This window comes from Microbacterium sp. NPDC089696 (genome assembly GCF_044749125.1).
GTDB lineage: Bacteria > Actinomycetota > Actinomycetes > Actinomycetales > Microbacteriaceae > Microbacterium.
Genome location: NZ_JBIVHF010000001.1, coordinates 1,774,817 through 1,793,927, shown reverse-complemented (window position 1 = coordinate 1,793,927; position 19,111 = coordinate 1,774,817). Strand labels below are relative to the sequence as shown.

Here is a 19,111-nt window from a genome sequence, read left to right as displayed (position 1 = left end):
ATCGTAGCGGGTCGCCTCCGTGAGAGGGCTGGGACGAGGGCGGATCCCCGCGCGGGGAGATCGGTGCCGCCAGAGCGAGGAGTCCGCGGGCAGTAGGGTGGGTGCACCCGTCACGCGAAGAGGAGCTCCTGACCATGCCCGAGATCCTCACCGCCGCGCCCGCCTCCTCCCGGTTGCCCGAGCGCTCGGTCCGCGCCGGCGCCGCGCGGACCTCGCCCGTCCGCGACCTCCTGGCGCTCACGACCCGCCCCGAGGTCATCTCCTTCGCCGGAGGGCTGCCTGCGCCCGAGCTCTTCGACCTCGACGGCATCCGCGCCGCGTACGACGCCGTGCTCCGCTCCCCCGCCGTGCTGCAGTACTCGACCTCGGAGGGCGACCCGCTGCTCCGTGAGGAGGTCGCGCGCCGGTACACGGTCGACGGGTTGACGACCACGCCCTCCGAGATCCTCATCACGACCGGGTCGCAGCAGGGGCTCGGCCTCCTCTCGACCGCTCTCCTCGACCCCGGCGACACGATCCTCGTCGAGGAGCCCTGCTATCTCGCGGCGCTGCAGACCTTCGCGCTCGCCGGCGCCCGGGTCATCGGCGTCCCCACCGTCGACGACGAGCTCGACATCGACGCTCTGCACGCACTGGCAGTCGAGCACCGTCCGAAGTTCTTCTACACCGTGCCGACGTTCCAGAACCCGACGGGGCGCACGCACGGGACCGAGGCCCGACGGCGGATCGCGGAGGCGGCTCAGACCCACGGCTTCCGCATCATCGAGGACGAGCCCTACCGGCAGCTGCGGTACAGCGGCGAGAGTCTGCCGTCGATCGCAGGCTTCGCTCCGGAGCACACGGTGAGTCTCGGCAGCTTCTCGAAGGTGATCGCGCCGGGGCTGCGGATCGGCTGGATCCGCACGACGCCCGACATCCGTCCGACGGTCACGATCGCGAAGCAGGCCGCCGACCTGCACACCTCGACCATCGACCAGGCCGCAGCCGCGCACTACCTGGGGTCGGGGCGCGGTGAGGCGGCGCTGAACGGCATCCGTGCCGCGTATGCCGAACGGCGTGACGCGATGCTCGACGCCCTGCCGGCAGCGCTCCCCGCCGGCAGCACCTGGAACAGCCCGGACGGCGGCATGTTCGTCTGGGCGCGACTGCCCGAGGGCATGGATGCCACGCAGGAGCTCGCGCGCGTCCTGGCCCGCGACGTCGCCTACGTGCCGGGAGCGCCGTTCTTCGCCGGAGTTCCCGACGAGCGAGCGCTGCGCCTGTCGTTCACGACGTACGCCCCTGACCGGATCCGCGTCGGCTTGTCAAGGCTGGGCGCGGCGTGGGCGACCCCGGGTAGCGTGAAGGCATGAACTACCTCACGGGAACAGGACTCCTGGGCGCGATCATGTCGGGCGTGTCCCTGCTGCGCGGTTCGCGCGAGACGAAGATCACGTGGCGCGCCGTACTCGCCTGGGTCAGTTGGGCGATCACCTTCGCCCTGGCGATCGGAGCCGTGATCGACACGCGCCGCTACAACCGCGGCCGTCCCGTGTCGGAGGACTCCCCCCTCTACGCCAAGCAGCAGAAGGACGTCTCCAAGCAGGAGAAGAACTTCAACAAGGAGCTCAAGCGTTCGCGTCGCTGAGCCCCTCCCCCGACGCGTGGCTCAGCGCGTGAGGATGAGCGCTTCGCCCTGACCGCCGCCGCCGCACAGGCCCACGGCGGCGACCCCGCCGCCCCGGCGCGCGAGCTCATGCGCGACGTGGACGACGAGCCGGTTGCCCGAGGCCCCGATCGGATGACCGATCGCGATGCCGCCGCCGTGGATGTTCACGATGTCGGCGTCCAGTCCGAGCTCGACCTGCGACCGCGCGACGACCGCGCCGAAGGCCTCGTTGATCTCCACGAGGTCGAGATCTGCCGGGGTGATGCCCTGTCGGGCGCACGCCTGTTCGATGGCCCGTGCCGGCTGGGCCTGGAGCGAGTTGTCGGGTCCCGCGGTCTGTCCTCCGGCGCCGACGGAGACGAGCACCGGCCAGCCCTCCGCGGTCGCGCGCCCCCGGCTCGTCACGACCACCGCCGACGCGCCGTCCGAGATCTGCGAGGAGTTGCCCGCGGTGATGGATCCGCCCTCGGCGAAGGCCGCGCGCAGTCCGGCCAGGGACTCGACGGTGGTGTCGGGGCGGACGCCCTCGTCGGCGGTGACGACGATCGGCTCGCCGCGACGCTGCGGCACCGTGACGGCCACTATCTCGGCGTCGAACACTCCGGAGCCCTGCGCCGCGGACGCGCGCTGGTGCGAGAGCGCCGCCACCGTGTCCTGCGCCTCGCGCGTGAGTTCGTATCGGGCGTTGTGCCGCTCGGTCGACGCGCCCATGCTCTCGCGGTCGTACGCGTCCGTGAGGCCGTCGTAGGCCATGTGGTCGAGCACCTCGACGCTGCCGTAGGTCCAGCCGTCACGAGATCCCATGAGCAGGTGCGGCGCGCGCGTCATCGATTCCATACCGGCAGCGACCACGACCTCGGCGTCGCCCGTCCTGATCATCCGCGCCGCGTCGATCACGGCTGTCAGCCCCGAAAGGCACACCTTGTTCACCGAGTGCGCCGGGACGTCCCAGCCGATGCCGGCGCCGATCGAGGCCTGCCGGGCGGCGTTCTGCCCCGAGCCCGCGGCGAGGACCTGTCCGACGATCACGGCATCCACGTCGCCCGGGTCGACCGCGCCCTGCGCGAGCGCTCCGCGGATCGCGAAGGCGCCGAGCTCCGGGGCCGAGAAGCTCGAGAGCTGCCCCTTGAGCCGCCCCTGCGGAGTGCGAGCGGCGGCGACGATGACGACGTCCTGAGCGGACGGTGCGGGTGCGGCGTTCATGGGGGCATCCTTCCTGATGCGGTGTCAGTGCGCGAGCGCGGCGGAGACGCGCAGCGGAGGCTCGGTCGCCGCGATGACGTCCTCGACGCTCACGCCGGGCGCGGTCTCGACGAGCACGAGGCCGTCGTCCGTGACGTCGATCACGGCGAGGTCGGTGATGATCCGGTCGACGACGCCTCGGCCGGTCAACGGCAGACTGCAGTCGTGCACGATCTTGGCGGATCCGTCGCGGGCGACGTGCTCCATGAGGACGATCACCCGAGCCGCCCCGTGCACGAGGTCCATCGCGCCCCCAGGTCCCTTGACCATCTTCCCCGGGATCATCCAGTTCGCGAGGTCGCCGGTCGCCGACACCTGCATGGCGCCCAGGATCGCGGCGTCGATCTTGCCGCCGCGGATCATCCCGAAGCTCGTGGCCGAGTCGAAGAACGCGGCTCCGGGGAGCACCGTGACGGTCTCCTTACCGGCGTTGATGAGGTCGGGGTCGACGGCGTCCTCGCGCGGATAGGGTCCCACGCCGAGGATCCCGTTCTCGGACTGCAGCACGACCGTCATGTCCGCGGGCACATGGTTGGGCACGAGCGTCGGCAAGCCGATCCCGAGGTTGACGTACGAGCCGTCCTGCAGCTCTGCGGCCGCGCGGGCCGCCATCTCATCGCGTGTGAGCGCCATGTCAGGCTCCGTCCGTCGTGACCGTGCGCCGTTCGATGCGCTTGGATATACCGGGTCCGACCTCGATGATCCGGTGCACGAAGACGCCGGGGAGGTGGATGCCGTCGGGATCGAGGGCGCCCGGTTCGACGAGCTCCTCGACCTGGGCGATGCACACCCGACCGGCCATGGCGGCGAGGGGGTTGAAGTTGCGGGCCGCTTTGTTGAACACGAGGTTGCCGTGCCGGTCGCCCCGAAGCGCGTGCACGAGGGAGAAATCGGTCGTGATCGCCTCCTCGAACACGTACTCGCGCAGGGTGCCGTCCACGGCGAACGTGCGCACGTCCTTGACGGGAGAGGCGACGGCGATCGACCCGTCCGGCGCGTACCGCCGAGGCAGGCCGCCCTCGGCCACCTGCGTGCCGACACCGGTCTGCGTGTAGAACGCCGCGATGCCGGATCCCCCGGCGCGGAGCTTCTCGGCCAGCGTGCCCTGCGGCGTGAGCTCGAGCTCGAGTTCTCCCGAGAGGAACTGCCGCTCGAACTCCTTGTTCTCCCCCACGTACGACGAGGTCATCTTGCGGATGCGCTGCGCGCCGAGCAGGATGCCCAGCCCCCAGTCGTCCACTCCGCAGTTGTTGCTGACGATGCTGAGGTCGCTCGCCCCCTGGGCGAGAAGGGCCTCGATCAGGGCGATCGGATTGCCGGAGAGCCCGAATCCGCCGACCGCGAGCGATGATCCGTCGGCGATGTCCGCCACGGCCTCCTGGGCGGAGGCCCACTGCTTGTCGATCACGTGTGCTCCTTCGAAGACGTGCCTCACTCCAGCGTGCGCCGTCCGCCCTCCGGTCCCAAGCGGACTCTTGCGATGTGGACGGACTTCACCGTAGCGTCCATATCGTGGAATCCTCGAAGCGGAGCGTCCCCGGCGCTCAGGCCATCGCGCGCGCCGCGTCGCTGCTGCGACTCGTGACGGCGAGCGGCGCCGAGGGAGCATCCCTGCACGAACTCGCGCGCGACGCCGACCTGTCGCGCTCCACGACGCATCGCCTGCTCTCCGCACTCCGCGCCGAGGGGCTGGTCGACCGCGACGACGACAGCGTGCGCTGGATGCCGGGCCCGGAACTCTTCCTCATGGGTTCCGTCGCCGCCGCCCGCTACGACGTCACCGCGCTCGCGCGGGACATCGTCCGCTCCCTCGCGGTCAAGACCGAGGAGAGCGCGTTCCTGTCCGTGCGTCGCGCCGACGAGACGGTGTGCCTCCTCCGGGAGGAGGGCTCGTTCCCGATCCGGTCGTTCGTGCTCAGCGAGGGAGTCCGCTTCCCGCTCGGCGTCGCGAGCGCCGGACTCGCCATCCTCGCCTTCCTGCCCGACCACGATGTGGATGCGTATCTCGACCGGCACCCGGAGCTCGAACAGAACTGGGGGCGCCCCCACGGGGAACGCCGCCTGCGCGCCCGTCTCGCCGAGACCAAGGAACGCGGTTACGCCGTGAACCCCGGACTCATCGTCGAGGGCAGCTGGGGCCTCGGCGCCGCGGTGTTCGACCGGTCCGGGCGACCGGAGTGGGCACTGAGCCTGACGGGGGTCGCGTTCCGGTTCGGCCCTGAGCGCACGATCGAGCTCGGGCGCATCCTCCTCGCGCACGCGCATCAGCTCTCGGCGCGGATCGCCGGCTCTCGACGCTGAGCCCGGTCGAGTTGCATACCATCGGGTATATACTTCGTGGTATGAATCGCACGGACGTCATCCCCTCCCTCGTCCTGTCGTCGTATGCGCTCGGACGCATCGCCGCGCAGGATGCCGGGAACGACGCGCCCGCAGCACAATGGCGCGTGCTGAGCCTGCTCGAGCGGAGCGGACCGAGACGCGTCGGCGAGCTCGCCGCCGCGGCACGCACCACACAGCCCGGCATGACGCGTCTGATCGGGGTGCTGGAGCGCGACGGACTCGTGCTCCGCTCCCCTGTGCCCGAGGATTCCCGGGCCATCGCCGTCGGCATCACCGAGACCGGATCTCACGCGCTGCAGACGTGGCGCGCCGAGTTCCGCGACACTCTCGCGCCGCGATTCGCCGCACTCGGCGAGGACGACTGGCAGGCGCTCACCCGCGCCGCCGAGATCCTCGCCGCGCACACCACCATCGACTCGACAGGAGTTCCGCAGTGAGCAGTACCACCGCTTCCGTCTGGAAGCAGCCCGCACAGGTGTGGGCCGTCGCCTTCGCCTGCGTCGTCGCCTTCATGGGCATCGGCCTCGTCGACCCGATCCTTCCCGCCATCGCCGACTCCCTGCAGGCGAGCCCGGTCGAGACCGAGCTGCTCTTCACGAGCTACCTCGCCGTCACCGGCCTCGCGATGCTCGTCACGAGCTGGATCTCCAGTCGCATCGGCGCCAAGCGCACGCTGCTGATCGGGCTCGCCCTCATCGTCGCCTTCGCACTGAGCGGCAGCGTCGACGCGGTGATCGGGTTCCGTGCGGGCTGGGGCCTCGGCAACGCCCTCTTCATCTCGACCGCTCTCGCGACCATCGTCGGGGCGGCGTCCGGCGGCAGCGCCGCGGCGATCGTCCTGTACGAGGCCGCCCTGGGCCTCGGCATCGCGATCGGCCCGCTGCTCGGCGGCCTGCTCGGGGAGCAGAGCTGGCGCGCCCCGTTCTTCGGCGTCGTCGTGCTGATGGCGATCGCCTTCCTGGCGGTGCTCGTGCTCCTGCGCGGCCCGCAGGACAAGCCTGCGCCCGTGCGCTTCTCGGCGCCGTTCACGGCCCTGCGCCGCCCCGCTCTGGCGATCCTCGCCGTCGCCGCCCTGTTCTACAACATCGGGTTCTTCATCCTGCTGGCGTTCTCGCCGTTCCCGCTGGGCTTCGGCGCCATGGGGATCGGGTTCACGTTCTTCGGCTGGGGAGTCGCCCTCGCGATCACCAGCGTGTGGGTCGCGCCCGTCCTCATGCGCCGGATGTCCCGGACCCGCGTGATCCTCCTGGTGCTCCCGCTGCTCGCCGTCGATCTCGTCGTCGCGGGTCTGCTGGTGTCCTCGGCCGCCGCGCTCGTGACGTGCATCATCGTGGGCGGTCTCCTCCTCGGCATCATGAACACCGTCCTCACCGAGGCGGTCATGGAGGCGACGGACCTGCCTCGCTCGGTCGCCTCCTCCGCGTACTCGGCGGTCCGCTTCCTCGGCGGCGCCATGGCCCCGCCGCTCGCCGCCGCGCTGTGGCACGCGCTGAACGCCACCGTGCCGTACCTGGTCGCCGCGCTCGCCGTGCTCATCGCCGCGCTCACAGTGTTCCTCGGACGCACAGCGCTCGCCCACATCGACGACGAGCCCGCGGATGCCTCGGCCGAGGACGCGGAGGCGATCCTCATCGGCGACGCGGGGTGACCCTCTCCCCCGCGCGCTCATGGCCCCATCGTCTCGATACGGTGGGGCCATGAGCGATCTCCCCGAACGCAGTCTCCTCGTCCAGCGGCACCTCGCGGAGGCCGGTGTCGCCAGCGAGATCCGCGTGCTCCCCGACTCCGCGCGCACGGCAGTCGCCGCCGCCGCGGCGATCGGCTGCGACGTCGCGGCGATCGCCAACAGCCTCGTGCTCGTCGCCGACGGCTCCCCCGTGCTCGTCATGGCGAGCGGCGGCCACCGCGTCGACCTCGACCTCTTGGCCGTGGCTCTGGGCGTCTCGACGATCGCGATGGCACCGCCGGCGGTGGTGCGCGACGCCACGGGGCAGGCCATCGGCGGCGTGGCTCCCGTCGGGCATCCTGCTCCCCTGTCCACGTGGATCGATGAGGCCCTGGCCGAGCACGACGTCATCTGGGCGGCTGCCGGGCATCCGCACACCGTCATGCCCCTGAGCTTCGCCTCGCTGCAGCAGCTCACCGGAGGCACCGTCATCCGCGTGGCCTGAACCTTGACCCCGGACGCGAAGAAGCCCCGGAATCTGGCGAGAGATTCCGAGGCTGATCCGTGCACCCCCAGGGACTTGAACCCTGAACCCACTGATTAAGAGTCAGTTGCTCTGCCGATTGAGCTAGAGGTGCGTGGCCCGGGTTTCCCCCGGCCGAGGAATTACATTACCAGCCGATCGGCGCGACACGAAATCGGCGCCGATCCCGCGGGACCGCCGCGCGTGTCGCCCCGTGTCGACCCGAGGAAGGTGCTCGCGACGACGGCGGTTATCCTGGTCTCGTGACCGCATCCCCCGCTGCCGCCGACCACTCCCACGACCTCGCGCTCGCCCTGCGACTGGCCGATGCGGCCGACGAGCAGTCCCTGCCCCGGTTCGACAGCGCCGACCTGGAGATCTCGACCAAGGCCGACCACTCGCACGTGACGGACGCCGACCTCGCCACGGAGCGCGCGATCCGCGAGATCATCGCGGCCGAGCGCCCGGACGACGGCATCTTCGGCGAGGAGTTCGGCGCACAGGGGGACTCGCATCGGCAGTGGATCATCGATCCGATCGACGGCACCGCGAACTTCCTGCGCGGCGTACCGCTCTGGGGCACCATGATCGCCCTCGCGGTCGACGGCGTCCCGCAGGTGGGGGTCGTGAGCATGCCCGCCTTGGGCCGCCGCTGGTGGGCCTCCGCCGGTGCCGGCGCCTGGACCGCGACGGATGCCGAGCCTCGGCGCCTGCGCGTGTCCACCGTCTCCTCGCTCGACGACGCGAGCGTGAGCTTCCAGAGCATCGCGCAGTGGACCCGCTCCGGGCACCGCGAACAGCTGCTCCGCCTGGCGGATCGCGTGTGGCGCGACCGCGCCTACGGGGACGTCTACGCGTACATGCTGCTCGCAGAGGGAGGCATCGACATGGTCGCCGAGTTCGACGTCAAGGAGTACGACGTCGCCGCGGCGGTGCCGATCGTCCGCGAGGCCGGCGGCCGTATGACGGGTTTCGACGGCGCCGAGACGATCTCGGATCTGTCGACACTCGCCACCAACGGGGTTCTGCACGGCGCGTTCCTCGACCTCCTGCACGACTGATCCCCGCCTCCCCATCGCCCACGAAGGCCTGTGATGACGCACCGCACCCTGACCACCTCGCTCGGCGTGATCGCCCTCGTGGCCGTGCTCGCCGGATGCTCCGGCGGCCCTGACGCCGAGGCGACTCCGACTCCCGACGCGCCGAAGCCCACACCGACGGCGACACCCGCACCCACCCCGACCACGGAGCCCGATGCCGGCGCCGCGCCCACGTGCGACACCATCGTGTCCCCCGGCACGGTCCAGGCGCTCACTGACGCCGGATGGACCTTCGAGGAGAAGGAGTTCGTGATCGGCGACGTGACGATGACGGACGGTCTCCTGTGCTTCTGGGCCGACTACTCGGTGGCCTCCGACCACGGTCAGCTGTACGGCTGGTCGGCGCTCACCCCCGACGAGGCCGGGCGTGCGCAGTCGTCCCTGCTCGCGTCCGGGTGGACCCGCGAAGACGGCGCCGACGGCATCTACATCACGGAGAACCCGGACTTCTCGATGGGCACGGACGACGACGGATACGGTATGACGTACCTCTTCGGCGACGGGTGGGTGAAGTTCGCCGACACGCGTCAGGGCCTGATCCTCATCGACTGGCAAGGCTGACGAGGACACCTCACGAAGCACCGTGTCGCTCCGCGACGCCGATGCGGCGTGTCGTGCCGGTGTGTGCGAGAGTGAGTCCATCTCCACACAGCGACCACCTCGGTCGCGCCTCTTGGCACGGGTCTCCGTGGCGACGAACACCCGGAGTCCTTCATGGGCAAGTTCATCTACGAGGGCGGACCCAAGGTCGAGATCGAGGATCGCGCTCTCACCCATCTGCAGTTGGTCATGACCGCGAAGCTCCGCCGCGGCGAGCCGTTCTCGTTCTCCTGGAAGGACGATGCGAGCGTGGGAGGCGGCCGCACCACGGTGTGGGTGCACTCGGGCAGTTCGCTCGTGTTCAAGTACTTCGGAAGTCGACCGCCCGCGATCAACCGCGCCTGGGTGGATGCTCTCGCGTTCACGGCGAACGCCCCGTCCGGCATGTATCTCACGCCGGAGCCGACCGACATCGGCGCGGCGCGTGTCACCGACCCCATCGCGGTGTGACCGAGGCGCCTCCTCGGCCCACGGCTCGCGCCTGACCGCGGCGCGACCGTGACCGCGGTGTAGTGTCGCTCGCATGCGCACGGACGCCGACCTTGTCGCGATCGCCGCGGAGCTCTACAGCGGTCCTCTCGCGGACTTCACGGCGATTCGGAACACCCGCGCGAGAGCCACCGAGGATGCGGCGCTCGCGGCCGATATCCGCGCTCTGCGCAAGCCGTCGGTCGCCGCCTGGGTCGTGAACGTCTTCGCCCGGGAGCGGGCCGCACAGCTCGAGGAGGCGCTCGCGCTGGCCGCGGATCTGCGCGAGGCGCAGGCCGATCTCGACGCGAGGGCCCTCGCTCGGCTGGGACGCGACCGTCGCGCCCTGACCGCGCGACTCGCCGCGGCCGCGGCGGACCTCGCTTCGGCCCGAGGCGAACGCGTCACCGCGTCGACACGCGACGCGGTGCTGCAAACGATCTCCGCCGCGTTCTTCGATCCGGACGCGGCAGCCGCCGTGGCCTCCGGTCGCCTGGTGCGGGAGCTCGAGCCGGCAGGGAACTTCGCCGACGTCATGGACACGATCGTCGGAGGCGGGGCTCCCTCCGCTCCGGAGGTCCCGTCCCCGCCCGCCGACGAGGTCGCTGCCCGACGCGAGCGCAAGAACGCCGAACGTGCCCTGCATGAGGCCGAGCAGGCCCGTGACAGGCTGTCCCGCGAGCGGGCCGACGCGGCCAGGACCGCGACGTCCGCGAAGACGGGAGTCACGGACCTCGCGTCCAGGGAGACGGAGCTGGAACGCGAACTCGCACAGGTGCGACGGGATCTCGGCCGTGCGCAGTCGGCGGCGCGGAGCGCCGAGGACGCCCTGGACGCCGCGGCGGACCGCCTTGCCGACGCCGAGCGCTCCGTGACGGACGCCGAGAGGGCGCTCAACGCTCTGGACGAGTCGTGATCCCTCGGTCCGCATGACGAGACCCCGCCGGGTGCGCGAGCATCCGACGGGGTCTGAATCCGGTGACAGCGACCTGGTGGAGCTGGGGGGAATCGAACCCCCGTCCAACGCTGAGTCTCCACGCCTTCTCCGGGCGCAGTCTGTGGAAGCGTTCTGCTCGGCTCCGACCTTTGTCACAGACACCCAAGTCGACGAGCCCAGCCTGGGAAGAGTCCCACGTGACGTCCAGACGCCGTCACGCAGCAAGATTCCTAGATGACGCCAGGATCCGTATCGGAATCACATACGGTCTGACGGACTATCGGGCTCGCTTAGGCAGCGAGGGCGAAGTCGTTGCGCTTGGTTTCGGCAACTATTGTTTTGCAGAGAGCGTTTACGAGATAACTCTGCATCCTCGGCCCGCTTCTCGTGGATTCACAGGCGCTGTCGAAACCGATCAGCCCCGTGGTCCTTCTCTCGAAGGAGCCGCTGTCACTCTATGGATTTGTCACCTCGGAGAGCAGTGCTCCCGAGCATCTCAGACTACAACGTCCCCGGCGTCTTCGCCATTCCACGGACCGTCGGGACAGAGGCGTAGAGTCGCCGCATGAGCGAAGTCACCGTCACCGTCCGCGGCGAGCACGAGGCGCGCGTCGCCCCGGAGCGCGCCACCGTCCGCATCAGCGTGCGCGCCGAGGGACCCGAGCGCTCGACCGTGGTGGATCGCGTCATGGGCCTCGCCTCGCCCGTGCGCGACTCGATCACGACGAGGGCGGATGCCGGCACGGTGGTCGACTGGACGAGCACGCGCCTCGCGGTGCGGGCCGAACGTCCCTGGAACAACGAGGGCAAGCGCCTCGCGCCCGTGTACTACGCGAGCATCGATCTCACCGCGACGTTCATCGAGGCATCCGAGCTCTCGATCTGGGTGTCGGACGTCTCCCCGTGGGACGGTGTCGAGGTCGGGTGGGTCGACTGGCACCTGACCCCGGAGACCCGCGCCGAACTCGAGCGCGAGGTGGCCGCGCAGGCCGTGGGCGTGGCCGTGACGCGCGCGCAGGCCTATGCGGGCGCGCTCGGTCTGCACGAGGTGACGCCCCGGGAGATCGCCGACGTGGGTCTGATCTCGAACGGTCAGCCGTCGCCCGCCGCGCCCGTGATGATGAAGGCCGCCCGCGGGGCATCGTTCGCCGCGGACTCCGCCCCTGCCATGGAGTACGAGCCCGACGAGATCGTGATCTCGGCCACCGTCGAGGCGCGCTTCATCGCTCGGTGATCACGCGCCGACCGCGAACTGCTCCAGGTCGGCGGCGAGGCGCTCCGAGACGCGCGCGTGCACGGCTGTGCCGTCCTCGCGATGGTCGACCGACAGGAGCATGCCGCTCTCGTGGATCGCGGCGACGAGGTCGCCGCGGTCGTACGGGACGACCGCGTGGATCTCGACGGCGGGCTTCGGAAGCGCGTCCTCGATGGCGGCACGGAGCTCGACGATGCCCTCACCGGACCGGGACGACACGAAGTGAGCCTTCGGCTCCAGGCCCTGCAGCACGAGACGCTCGTCCTCGTCGATCAGGTCGGCCTTGTTGAACACCACGAGCTCCGGCATGTCGCGCACGCCGACATCCCCCATGACGTCCCGGACGGTCTGCAGCTGTCCGGCGGGATCGGGGTGCGAGCCGTCGACGACGTGCAGCACGACGTCGGCGTCACCGACCTCCTCGAGCGTCGAACGGAACGCCTCGACCAGCTGGTGCGGGAGGTTCCGCACGAACCCGACGGTGTCGGTCAGCGTGTAGACCCGGCCGTCGGTCGTCTCGGACCGTCGCACCGTCGCGTCGAGGGTGGCGAACAGCGCGTTCTCGACGAGCACTCCCGCGCTCGTGAGCGCGTTCAGCAGACTCGATTTACCGGCGTTCGTGTACCCGGCGATCGCGACGGAGGGGATCGTGTTCCGCCGGCGCTCGGCGCGCTTGGCTTCGCGTGCGGGACCGAAGTCGCGGATCTGACGACGCAGCAGAGCCATCTTGGTGCGGATGCGACGGCGGTCGAGCTCGATCTTCGTCTCACCGGGACCGCGCGAGCCCATACCGGCTCCGCCGGCGCCGACCTGTCCACCGGCCTGACGGCTCATCGACTCACCCCAGCCGCGCAGACGCGGGAGGAGGTACTCGAGCTGGGCGAGCTCGACCTGCGCCTTGCCCTCACGGCTCTTGGCGTGCTGGCTGAAGATGTCGAGGATGACGGTCGTGCGGTCGATGACCTTGACCTTCACGACGTCCTCCAGGGCGCGCCGCTGGCTCGGAGCGAGCTCGGTGTCGGCGATCACGGTGTCCGCGCCCGTCGCGGCCACGATGTCCTTGAGCTCCTGAGCCTTGCCGCGCCCGATATAGGTGGCCGCGTCCGGGTGGGGACGACGCTGGAGCACGCCGTCGAGAACGACGGCGCCCGCGGTCTCGGCCAGGGCTGCCAGTTCGCGCAGCGAGTTCTCCGCGTCCTCCTGCGCACCCTGCGGGTACACGCCCACGAGGACCACGTTCTCGAGCCGCAGCTGCCGGTACTCGACCTCGGTGACGTCCTCGAGCTCCGTGGAGAGCCCGCCCACTCGACGGAGAGCGTGACGATCCTCGAGGTCCCACTGGTCGCCGTCCGATCGGGCATGCGCCGCGGTGGATTCGTCCTGCAGCGCCTGGGCCGCTCCGAACACGCGCGCCTCGGTGCGCTTCTCCGCGTTCGCGAGCACGCGATCGAGCGCGTCGTCGCCGGTCGAGTGTGTCGTGGTATCCGTCATCCGTCCCTGTTCTCTGGGTTTCGTTGCGAGCCTTAACCTTAGCCCGCGCTGTCCGCTACGCTCACGGTATGGGGTCCGACCATTACTTCACTGCGGCCCCGGCGAGTCCTGAGAATCTGCGCACGATCCGTGTATCGCTCGCAGGCCGTGAGCTGGACGTCACCACCGCTGGTGGCGTCTTCAGCCCGGATCGGCTGGACGCCGGAACTGCAGTGCTCTTCGCCAACATGCCTCCGGTACCGCCGGGCGGCCATCTTCTCGACCTCGGAAGCGGCTGGGGACCCATCTCGCTCACGATGGCCCTGCAGTCACCGCATGCCACGATCTGGGCCGTCGACGTGAACGAGCGTGCACTCGACCTCGTCCGCCGCAATGCCGCGGCTCTCGGACTCACCAATGTCAACGCGGTCCGCCCCGAAGATGTTCCCGCCGACCTGATGTTCCGCTCCATCCGCTCCAACCCGCCGATCCGCGTCGGCAAGAACGAGCTCCACGGGATGCTGGAGAAGTGGATCCCCCGACTGGACGAACGCAGCGACGCCTGGCTCGTGGTGCAGCGCAACCTCGGCGCGGACTCTCTCCAGCGCTGGATCGCCTCGACGTTCACGCCCGGTTTCAGCGTGTTCCGCACCGCGACGGCCAAGGGCTACCGCGTGCTCAAGGTCCGCAAGCACGGCACGCCGCCGACGGAGCCCCTCGAACTGTCCGCGCTCTCGTTCTGATCCCGACCCGGTCCCATCCGGGGCGCCGAGCCTCAGGCCGTCAGCATGTCGGGGAGTTCGCGCATGTCGGTGAACACGATCGCCCCCTCGTCTTCGAGCCACTCCCCTGGCGTGATCCCTCCGGCATAGCCGAGCACGCGCATGCCGGCTGCTCGGGCGGCCTGGACACCGAATCGGCTGTCCTCGACGACCACGCACCGCCCGGGGGCGACGCCGAGCTGCGCGGCGGCGTGGAGGAACAGATCCGGTGCGGGTTTGCCATCCCGCACATCGTCGGCGCTGAAGATGCGTCCGTCGAAGTGCGACAGCATCCCGGTGAGCGTCAGGCTCCGCCGGATCTTCGCGTGGGATCCGCTCGAGGCCACGCAGGTCGCGAGATCCAGCGCCTCGATCGCCGCACGCACTCCCGGAACGGCGATGAGGTCGCGCTCGAACGCCTCGCGGTACCACTCCTCGAACGGGGCGGCCCAGTCGTCGTCGAGGGTGTGGCCGAGGTGCTGCTCGACCTCGGCGCGGAAGTGCGCATCCGAGCGTCCCACGAAGCGATGGACGATCTCCTCGTTCGTGAGCGACCAGCCGAACCGGGCGAGCACGCGGCGGTCGATGTCGACGGAGATCCGTTCGCTGTCGACCAGCACACCGTCGCAGTCGAAGATCACGAGGTCGATGTCTCCGGACGACGCCATCAGAGGAGGTCGACCTCACCGCTGTAGACCAGCTGGGCGGGTCCCGACAGGGCGACGTGCTCGCCGTCCTCCGCCGGGAACATCCGCACGCCGAGGACACCTCCGGGCACCTCGACGCGCCAGTGATCCGGTGCCTTCTCCCCAGCCCAATGACGCACGGCGAGAGCGGTCGCCGCCACACCGGTGCCGCAGCTGAGAGTCTCGCCGACACCGCGTTCCGAGACGCGCATGCGCACGTGCCCGATGCCGTCGCGGACGAGCGGCTCCCCCGGCACGACGAACTCGACGTTCGCGCCGTTCGGAAGTGCGGGATCGAGCTCCGGGGCGCGGTGGAGCTCCAGGACGGCGAGTTCCGCCTCCTCGGCGAGAGCCACCACGACGTGCGGGTTCCCGACGTCGATGCCCAGTCCGGGACGTGCGACCGGCAGGCCGTCCGCTGTCACGAGCGGGTCGTCGCCGGACAGCTTCCACAGGCCGAGATCGACCTGGTAGCCGTTCGCGCTGCGCGTGATGTCGCGGACGCCGGCCCGCGTGCCGATCGGCAGCGTCGAGCCGGGCTCGAGCGTCGCGAGCCCCGAACGCAGCAGATAGTGGACGAACACGCGGACGCCGTTGCCGCACATCTCCGCGATCGAGCCGTCGGCGTTGCGATAGTCCATGAACCATTCGGCCGCGGGTTCCTCGGCGAGCGTTGCGGCACCTTCGGCGATCGCGGTAGATCGCACCACGCGGAGGATGCCGTCGGCCCCGATGCCGAAATGACGATCGCAGAGCGCCGCGACCTGATCCGCGCTGAGTTCGAGCGCCCCGTCGGGGTCGGCGATGATGACGAAGTCGTTGCCGGTGCCGTGCCCCTTGGTGAATGCGATCATAACCCCAGTCTAGGGATCCCGGCTATGCGTCGACGATGAGCCGTTTGCCCGTGTTCGAGACGGAGAAGCGCTCGTAGCCGAGCTCGTCGTAGAACTCGAGCGCCTGCTCGTTGCCTTCTCTGACCATCAGCTGGACCTTCGGGCAGCCCATGTCCCGCAACAGTCGCTCAGCCTCGGCGACGAGCGCTCGACCGACGCCGCGGCGACGGTGCGAGGACGCGGAGGACAGGTAGTACAGCCAGCCGCGATGTCCGTCGTACCCGGCCATGACCGTGCCGATGATGCGCGACGCGGCCTCATCGTCGACCGCGACCAGGAACAGCTCGGGCTGCACGCTGAGCTTGCGCTCGATGTCGCGTCGGGGGTCGTTCCACGGGCGGGTCAGACCCGCGTCGTCCCAGAGAGCGACGACGCTCTCCGTGTCCTCAGGGCGGAAGGCGCGCACGTTCCAGGTCATCCCCCGAGTCTAGGAGCGTCCGGCCTCACTCCCGGACGACGCGATACCGGCCGCACAGGAAGTCACGGTTGCGTGCCACCTCGAGCAGTTCGAGCTCGAGCGCGCGTGGGAGCAGCGGCGATCCCGCACCGAGCGTCACCGGGGCGTACTGCACCCAGATCTCGTCCAGGAGTCCGGCGTCGGCGAACTGTCCGGCCAGGTCGCCCCCGCCGACGACCCAGAGGTCGCCCCCGCCCGCCGCCGCCGTCATCTCGTCGTGCACCGCCGTCACATCCGCCTGCGTGAGTCGCACGTCGGCACCCTCCGGGACGTCGAGGTCGCGGTGAGTGAACACCCACGTGGGCTGGGTGTACCCCCATCGCCCTTCCTCGTGACGCATGACCCATTCGAAGGTGGACGCGCCCATCGCGAGCGCGCCGATCCGCTTCTCGAACTGCAGGTACGACATCGGCCCGTCCTGGTCGATGTCACGTGAGAGCAGCCAATCGAGCGAGTGCTCCTCGGTCGCGATGAATCCGTCGAGGCTGGACGCGGTGAAGTAGTGAGTCGCCATGCCGTCACCCTGTCACGGACCACGGACATCCCCGGGCCCGGCGGCGACGTCGGCCGGGGACGGTGCGCTCAGACGTCCGGGAGCTTCTCGACGTCGATCGGAGGCTCGAGCCAGCGCAGCTCGGGGTACCGCTTGAACCACGACACCTGGCGGCGCGCATACCGGCGTGTGAGCGCTTGCGTCTGCGCGATGGCCTCGTCCTGTGTCATCCGCCCGTCCAGCTGAGCGAGAGCCTGGGCGTAGCCGATCGCGCGGCCGGCGGTGGCTCCCCGTTCGAGTCCCTGCTCCCGGAGCCGCACGACCTCGTCGACGAGGCCGTCGCGCCACATGCGTTCGACCCGGGCGTCGAGTCGCATGACGAGGTCGGCGCGCTCCACGTGCAGCCCGATCACGCGTGTGGCCCCGGGCTGCCAGAGCGCCGGTTCGGCGGGGAGAGCCGCACCGTGCGTCGCGCTCCCCTGCTCGATGACCTCGAGCGCGCGGATCACGCGCCTCTCGTTCCGAGGGTCGACCCGCCCGGCGGTGTCGGGGTCGAGAGCGCGGAGTCGGTCGATGAGAGCCGCGACGCCGTCGTGCGCGAGTTCCTGCTCCAACCGCTCGCGGATCGCCGGGTCCCGCGGAGGGAACGCGAAGTCGTAGATGACGCTCGAGACGTAGAGCCCGGATCCTCCGACGAGGACGGCATCGCCCCCGCCGCTCTGGATCGCTGTGATCGCCTCGCGCGCCCGGGGCTGATACCAGGCGACGGCAGCCTCCTGATCGACGTCGCGCACATCGAAGAGATGATGCGGGATGCCGCGCCGTTCGGCGGGAGGCAGCTTCGCCGTGCCGATGTCCATGCCGCGGTACAGCTGCATGGCGTCCGCGTTCACGATCTCCGCCGGGTTGCCGCGCGAGCGCAGCGACTCGGCGAGGTCGAGCGCGAGATCGCTCTTGCCGGTGCCCGTCGCTCCGACGACGACCCAGAGGCGCGGGGACCGCGACTCGTGCGTCGCGGTGGTCACACGCCGACGCGCAGCGTCGGCAGCCCGAGGGAGACCGCGCGCGGCGCGCCCTCGGCGCTCGGCGCGGGCACCGCGCAGGACTCGGCCTGCGCACGATCCCAGGCGTCGCCGCCACGCGTGCGACGGATCCGCAGGGGCGCGCCGGTGGGGTCGTCCGCGAGCAGGTGGAACGGCGCCGCGTGGCTGATCGTGACCGTCACGACGTCGCCCGGACGCGGCATCGGCGACCCGGGGGTCACCTCGAAGTGGATGAGGCGGTTGTCCTCGCCGCGGCCGGTGAGACGGTGGGTCTCGGTGTCCTTCTTGCCTTCGCCCGTGGACACGAGGACCTCGACCTCGCGGCCGACCTGCTTCTGATTCTCTTCGAGAGAGATCCGCTCCTGCAGGGCGATCAGGCGGTTGTAGCGTTCCTGCACGACGGCCTTCGGCACCTGATCTTCCATGGTCGCCGCCGGAGTGCCCTCTCGGATCGAGTACTGGAACGTGAACGCGCTCGAGAAGCGCGCCTGCTCGACGACGCGCATGGTGTCCTCGAAGTCCTCGTCCGTCTCGCCCGGGAAGCCGACGATGATGTCGGTCGTGATCGCGGCGTGCGGGATGCGGTCCCGGACCCGTTCGAGGATGCCGAGGAATCGTTCGCTGCGGTAGGAGCGGCGCATGGCCTTGAGGATCCGGTCACTCCCGGACTGGAGGGGCATGTGGAGCTGAGGCATCACGCTCGTCGTCTCGGCCATCGCGTCGATCACGTCATCCGTGAAGGCGGCCGGGTGCGGGCTCGTGAAGCGGATCCGCTCGAGACCGTCGATCTCGCCGGCAGCCCTCAGGAGCTTGCCGAAGGCCTGCCTGTCGCCGAACTCGACGCCGTAGGAGTTGACGTTCTGGCCCAGGAGCGTGACCTCGATCGCACCGTCCTCGACGAGGAGGCGGATCTCGTTCAGGATGTCACCGGGTCGACGGTCCTTCTCCTTGCCGCGGAGGCTGGGCACGATGCAGAAGGTGCAGGTGTTGTTGCACCCGACGGAGATCGACACCCAGCCGCTGTGCGCGGAGTCGCGCTTGGTCGGGAGCGTCGAGGGGAAGACCTCCAGCGACTCGAGTATCTCCAGCTCGGCCTCGCCGTTGTGGCGCGCCCGCTCGAGGAGGCCGGGCAGCGAGCCCATGTTGTGCGTGCCGAAGACGACGTCGACCCAGGGCGCCTTGTCGAGGACGGCCTGCTTGTCCATCTGCGCGAGGCACCCCCCGACGGCGATCTGCATGCCGTCCTTGCGTCTCTTCACAGCGGCGAGCTGACCCAGCGTGCCGTAGAGCTTGCCCGCGGCGTTGTCGCGCACGGCGCACGTGTTGATGATCACGACGTCCGCCTCGTCCCCGGCGTCCGCGCGGACGTATCCGGCGCTCTCGAGGGACCCGGACAGGCGCTCGGAGTCGTGCACGTTCATCTGGCAGCCGAACGTGCGGACCTCGTAGGATCGCCGATTCCCGTCGAGGTCGACGGCTGCCGACGAGGAGGCGATGATCGTCGGTTCACTGCGCGGGATAGTCAT

22 protein-coding genes, 1 tRNA gene and 1 other RNA gene are annotated in these 19,111 nt (G+C 70.1%); 12 read left to right on the top strand and 12 right to left on the bottom strand.

The features are described 5' to 3' along the window. Positions 1 to 134: 134 nt before the first annotated feature. Positions 135 to 1,352 (top strand): PLP-dependent aminotransferase family protein, encoded by a 1,218-nt coding sequence (locus tag ACIPY8_RS08880; protein WP_400817091.1) that lies wholly within the window; start codon positions 135 to 137, stop codon positions 1,350 to 1,352. Next, on the top strand, positions 1,349 to 1,627 hold the full coding sequence (locus tag ACIPY8_RS08875) for a hypothetical protein (protein ID WP_400817089.1): 279 nt from the start codon (positions 1,349 to 1,351) through the stop codon (positions 1,625 to 1,627). Before ACIPY8_RS08880 ends, ACIPY8_RS08875 begins: the two co-directional genes overlap by 4 nt. A gap of 21 nt (positions 1,628 to 1,648) precedes the next feature. Here ACIPY8_RS08875 and ACIPY8_RS08870 read toward each other — a convergent pair whose 3' ends face one another. The 3 genes from ACIPY8_RS08870 to ACIPY8_RS08860 are packed head-to-tail and all read right to left on the bottom strand — an operon-like array spanning position 1,649 to position 4,298. Next, complete coding sequence (locus ACIPY8_RS08870) at positions 1,649 to 2,851, bottom strand: acetyl-CoA C-acetyltransferase (RefSeq protein WP_400817087.1); 1,203 nt, start codon at positions 2,849 to 2,851, stop codon at positions 1,649 to 1,651. 24 nt (positions 2,852 to 2,875) lie between these two features. Beyond that, positions 2,876 to 3,523 carry a CoA transferase subunit B gene (locus ACIPY8_RS08865; protein ID WP_400817086.1) on the bottom strand — a complete coding sequence of 216 codons (648 nt, stop codon included), beginning with the start codon at positions 3,521 to 3,523 and terminating at the stop codon, positions 2,876 to 2,878. Between the two features lies 1 nt (position 3,524). Next, complete coding sequence (locus tag ACIPY8_RS08860) at positions 3,525 to 4,298, bottom strand: CoA transferase subunit A (protein WP_400817084.1); 774 nt, start codon at positions 4,296 to 4,298, stop codon at positions 3,525 to 3,527. A 104-nt stretch (positions 4,299 to 4,402) separates the two neighbouring features. Here ACIPY8_RS08860 and ACIPY8_RS08855 point away from each other — a divergent pair, with 104 nt between their 5' ends. The 4 genes from ACIPY8_RS08855 to ACIPY8_RS08840 are packed head-to-tail and all read left to right on the top strand — an operon-like array spanning position 4,403 to position 7,404. After that, positions 4,403 to 5,191: an IclR family transcriptional regulator gene (locus ACIPY8_RS08855; RefSeq protein ID WP_400817082.1), complete on the top strand. Its 789-nt coding sequence runs from the start codon at positions 4,403 to 4,405 to the stop codon at positions 5,189 to 5,191. A gap of 41 nt (positions 5,192 to 5,232) precedes the next feature. Then, a complete protein-coding gene (locus ACIPY8_RS08850; protein ID WP_400817081.1) occupies positions 5,233 to 5,670 on the top strand; it encodes a MarR family winged helix-turn-helix transcriptional regulator in 438 nt (145 codons plus the stop codon). Then, on the top strand, positions 5,667 to 6,881 hold the full coding sequence (locus ACIPY8_RS08845) for an MFS transporter (RefSeq protein WP_400817080.1): 1,215 nt from the start codon (positions 5,667 to 5,669) through the stop codon (positions 6,879 to 6,881). Before ACIPY8_RS08850 ends, ACIPY8_RS08845 begins: the two co-directional genes overlap by 4 nt. Before the next feature lie 49 nt (positions 6,882 to 6,930). Next, positions 6,931 to 7,404 (top strand): YbaK/EbsC family protein, encoded by a 474-nt coding sequence (locus tag ACIPY8_RS08840; protein WP_400817078.1) that lies wholly within the window; start codon positions 6,931 to 6,933, stop codon positions 7,402 to 7,404. Between the two features lie 60 nt (positions 7,405 to 7,464). On the opposite strand, the gene ACIPY8_RS08835 is transcribed toward ACIPY8_RS08840, so the two are convergent. Next, positions 7,465 to 7,537: transfer RNA gene (locus ACIPY8_RS08835), tRNA-Lys, on the bottom strand. A 148-nt stretch (positions 7,538 to 7,685) separates the two neighbouring features. Here ACIPY8_RS08835 and hisN point away from each other — a divergent pair. The 4 genes from hisN (at position 7,686) to ACIPY8_RS08815 (ending at position 10,506) form a co-directional block, all read left to right on the top strand. Continuing rightward, the gene (hisN, locus tag ACIPY8_RS08830; protein ID WP_400817076.1) at positions 7,686 to 8,483 is read left to right on the top strand and encodes a histidinol-phosphatase; all 798 of its coding nucleotides are present in this window, start codon (positions 7,686 to 7,688) and stop codon (positions 8,481 to 8,483) included. Positions 8,484 to 8,516: 33 nt separating this feature from the next. After that, on the top strand, positions 8,517 to 9,083 hold the full coding sequence (locus ACIPY8_RS08825; protein WP_400817075.1) for a hypothetical protein: 567 nt from the start codon (positions 8,517 to 8,519) through the stop codon (positions 9,081 to 9,083). Between the two features lie 153 nt (positions 9,084 to 9,236). After that, the gene (locus tag ACIPY8_RS08820) at positions 9,237 to 9,572 is read left to right on the top strand and encodes an ATP-dependent DNA ligase (RefSeq protein ID WP_400817073.1); all 336 of its coding nucleotides are present in this window, start codon (positions 9,237 to 9,239) and stop codon (positions 9,570 to 9,572) included. Between the two features lie 73 nt (positions 9,573 to 9,645). Further along, positions 9,646 to 10,506, top strand: a complete 861-nt coding sequence (locus tag ACIPY8_RS08815) for a transposase (protein ID WP_400817071.1) — start codon at positions 9,646 to 9,648, stop codon at positions 10,504 to 10,506. A gap of 74 nt (positions 10,507 to 10,580) precedes the next feature. Here the strand turns inward: ACIPY8_RS08815 and ssrA are convergent. Then, positions 10,581 to 10,950, bottom strand: a transfer-messenger RNA (tmRNA) gene (gene ssrA / locus ACIPY8_RS08810). 142 nt (positions 10,951 to 11,092) lie between these two features. Here ssrA and ACIPY8_RS08805 point away from each other — a divergent pair. After that, positions 11,093 to 11,761, top strand: a complete 669-nt coding sequence (locus ACIPY8_RS08805; protein WP_400817069.1) for an SIMPL domain-containing protein — start codon at positions 11,093 to 11,095, stop codon at positions 11,759 to 11,761. Here the strand turns inward: ACIPY8_RS08805 and hflX are convergent, their stop codons facing one another. Next, a complete protein-coding gene (gene hflX, locus ACIPY8_RS08800; protein WP_400817067.1) occupies positions 11,762 to 13,273 on the bottom strand; it encodes a GTPase HflX in 1,512 nt (503 codons plus the stop codon). A 68-nt stretch (positions 13,274 to 13,341) separates the two neighbouring features. Here hflX and ACIPY8_RS08795 point away from each other — a divergent pair, with 68 nt between their 5' ends. Beyond that, on the top strand, positions 13,342 to 13,995 hold the full coding sequence (locus ACIPY8_RS08795; protein ID WP_400817065.1) for a class I SAM-dependent methyltransferase: 654 nt from the start codon (positions 13,342 to 13,344) through the stop codon (positions 13,993 to 13,995). 32 nt (positions 13,996 to 14,027) lie between these two features. Here the strand turns inward: ACIPY8_RS08795 and ACIPY8_RS08790 are convergent, their stop codons facing one another. The 6 genes from ACIPY8_RS08790 to miaB form a co-directional block, all read right to left on the bottom strand. Further along, on the bottom strand, positions 14,028 to 14,681 hold the full coding sequence (locus ACIPY8_RS08790) for an HAD family hydrolase (protein ID WP_400817063.1): 654 nt from the start codon (positions 14,679 to 14,681) through the stop codon (positions 14,028 to 14,030). Then, positions 14,681 to 15,553, bottom strand: coding sequence for a diaminopimelate epimerase (dapF, locus tag ACIPY8_RS08785; protein WP_400817061.1), 873 nt, complete (start codon positions 15,551 to 15,553; stop codon positions 14,681 to 14,683). The genes ACIPY8_RS08790 and dapF overlap by 1 nt, the downstream gene beginning before the upstream one ends. Positions 15,554 to 15,575: 22 nt before the next feature. After that, positions 15,576 to 16,010, bottom strand: coding sequence for a GNAT family acetyltransferase (locus ACIPY8_RS08780; RefSeq protein WP_400817059.1), 435 nt, complete (start codon positions 16,008 to 16,010; stop codon positions 15,576 to 15,578). Positions 16,011 to 16,035: 25 nt separating this feature from the next. Beyond that, positions 16,036 to 16,563 carry a dihydrofolate reductase family protein gene (locus tag ACIPY8_RS08775; RefSeq protein ID WP_400817057.1) on the bottom strand — a complete coding sequence of 176 codons (528 nt, stop codon included), beginning with the start codon at positions 16,561 to 16,563 and terminating at the stop codon, positions 16,036 to 16,038. Between the two features lie 68 nt (positions 16,564 to 16,631). After that, a complete protein-coding gene (gene miaA / locus ACIPY8_RS08770; protein WP_400817055.1) occupies positions 16,632 to 17,567 on the bottom strand; it encodes a tRNA (adenosine(37)-N6)-dimethylallyltransferase MiaA in 936 nt (311 codons plus the stop codon). Continuing rightward, complete coding sequence (gene miaB, locus ACIPY8_RS08765) at positions 17,564 to 19,111, bottom strand: tRNA (N6-isopentenyl adenosine(37)-C2)-methylthiotransferase MiaB (RefSeq protein WP_400817053.1); 1,548 nt, start codon at positions 19,109 to 19,111, stop codon at positions 17,564 to 17,566. Before miaB ends, miaA begins: the two co-directional genes overlap by 4 nt.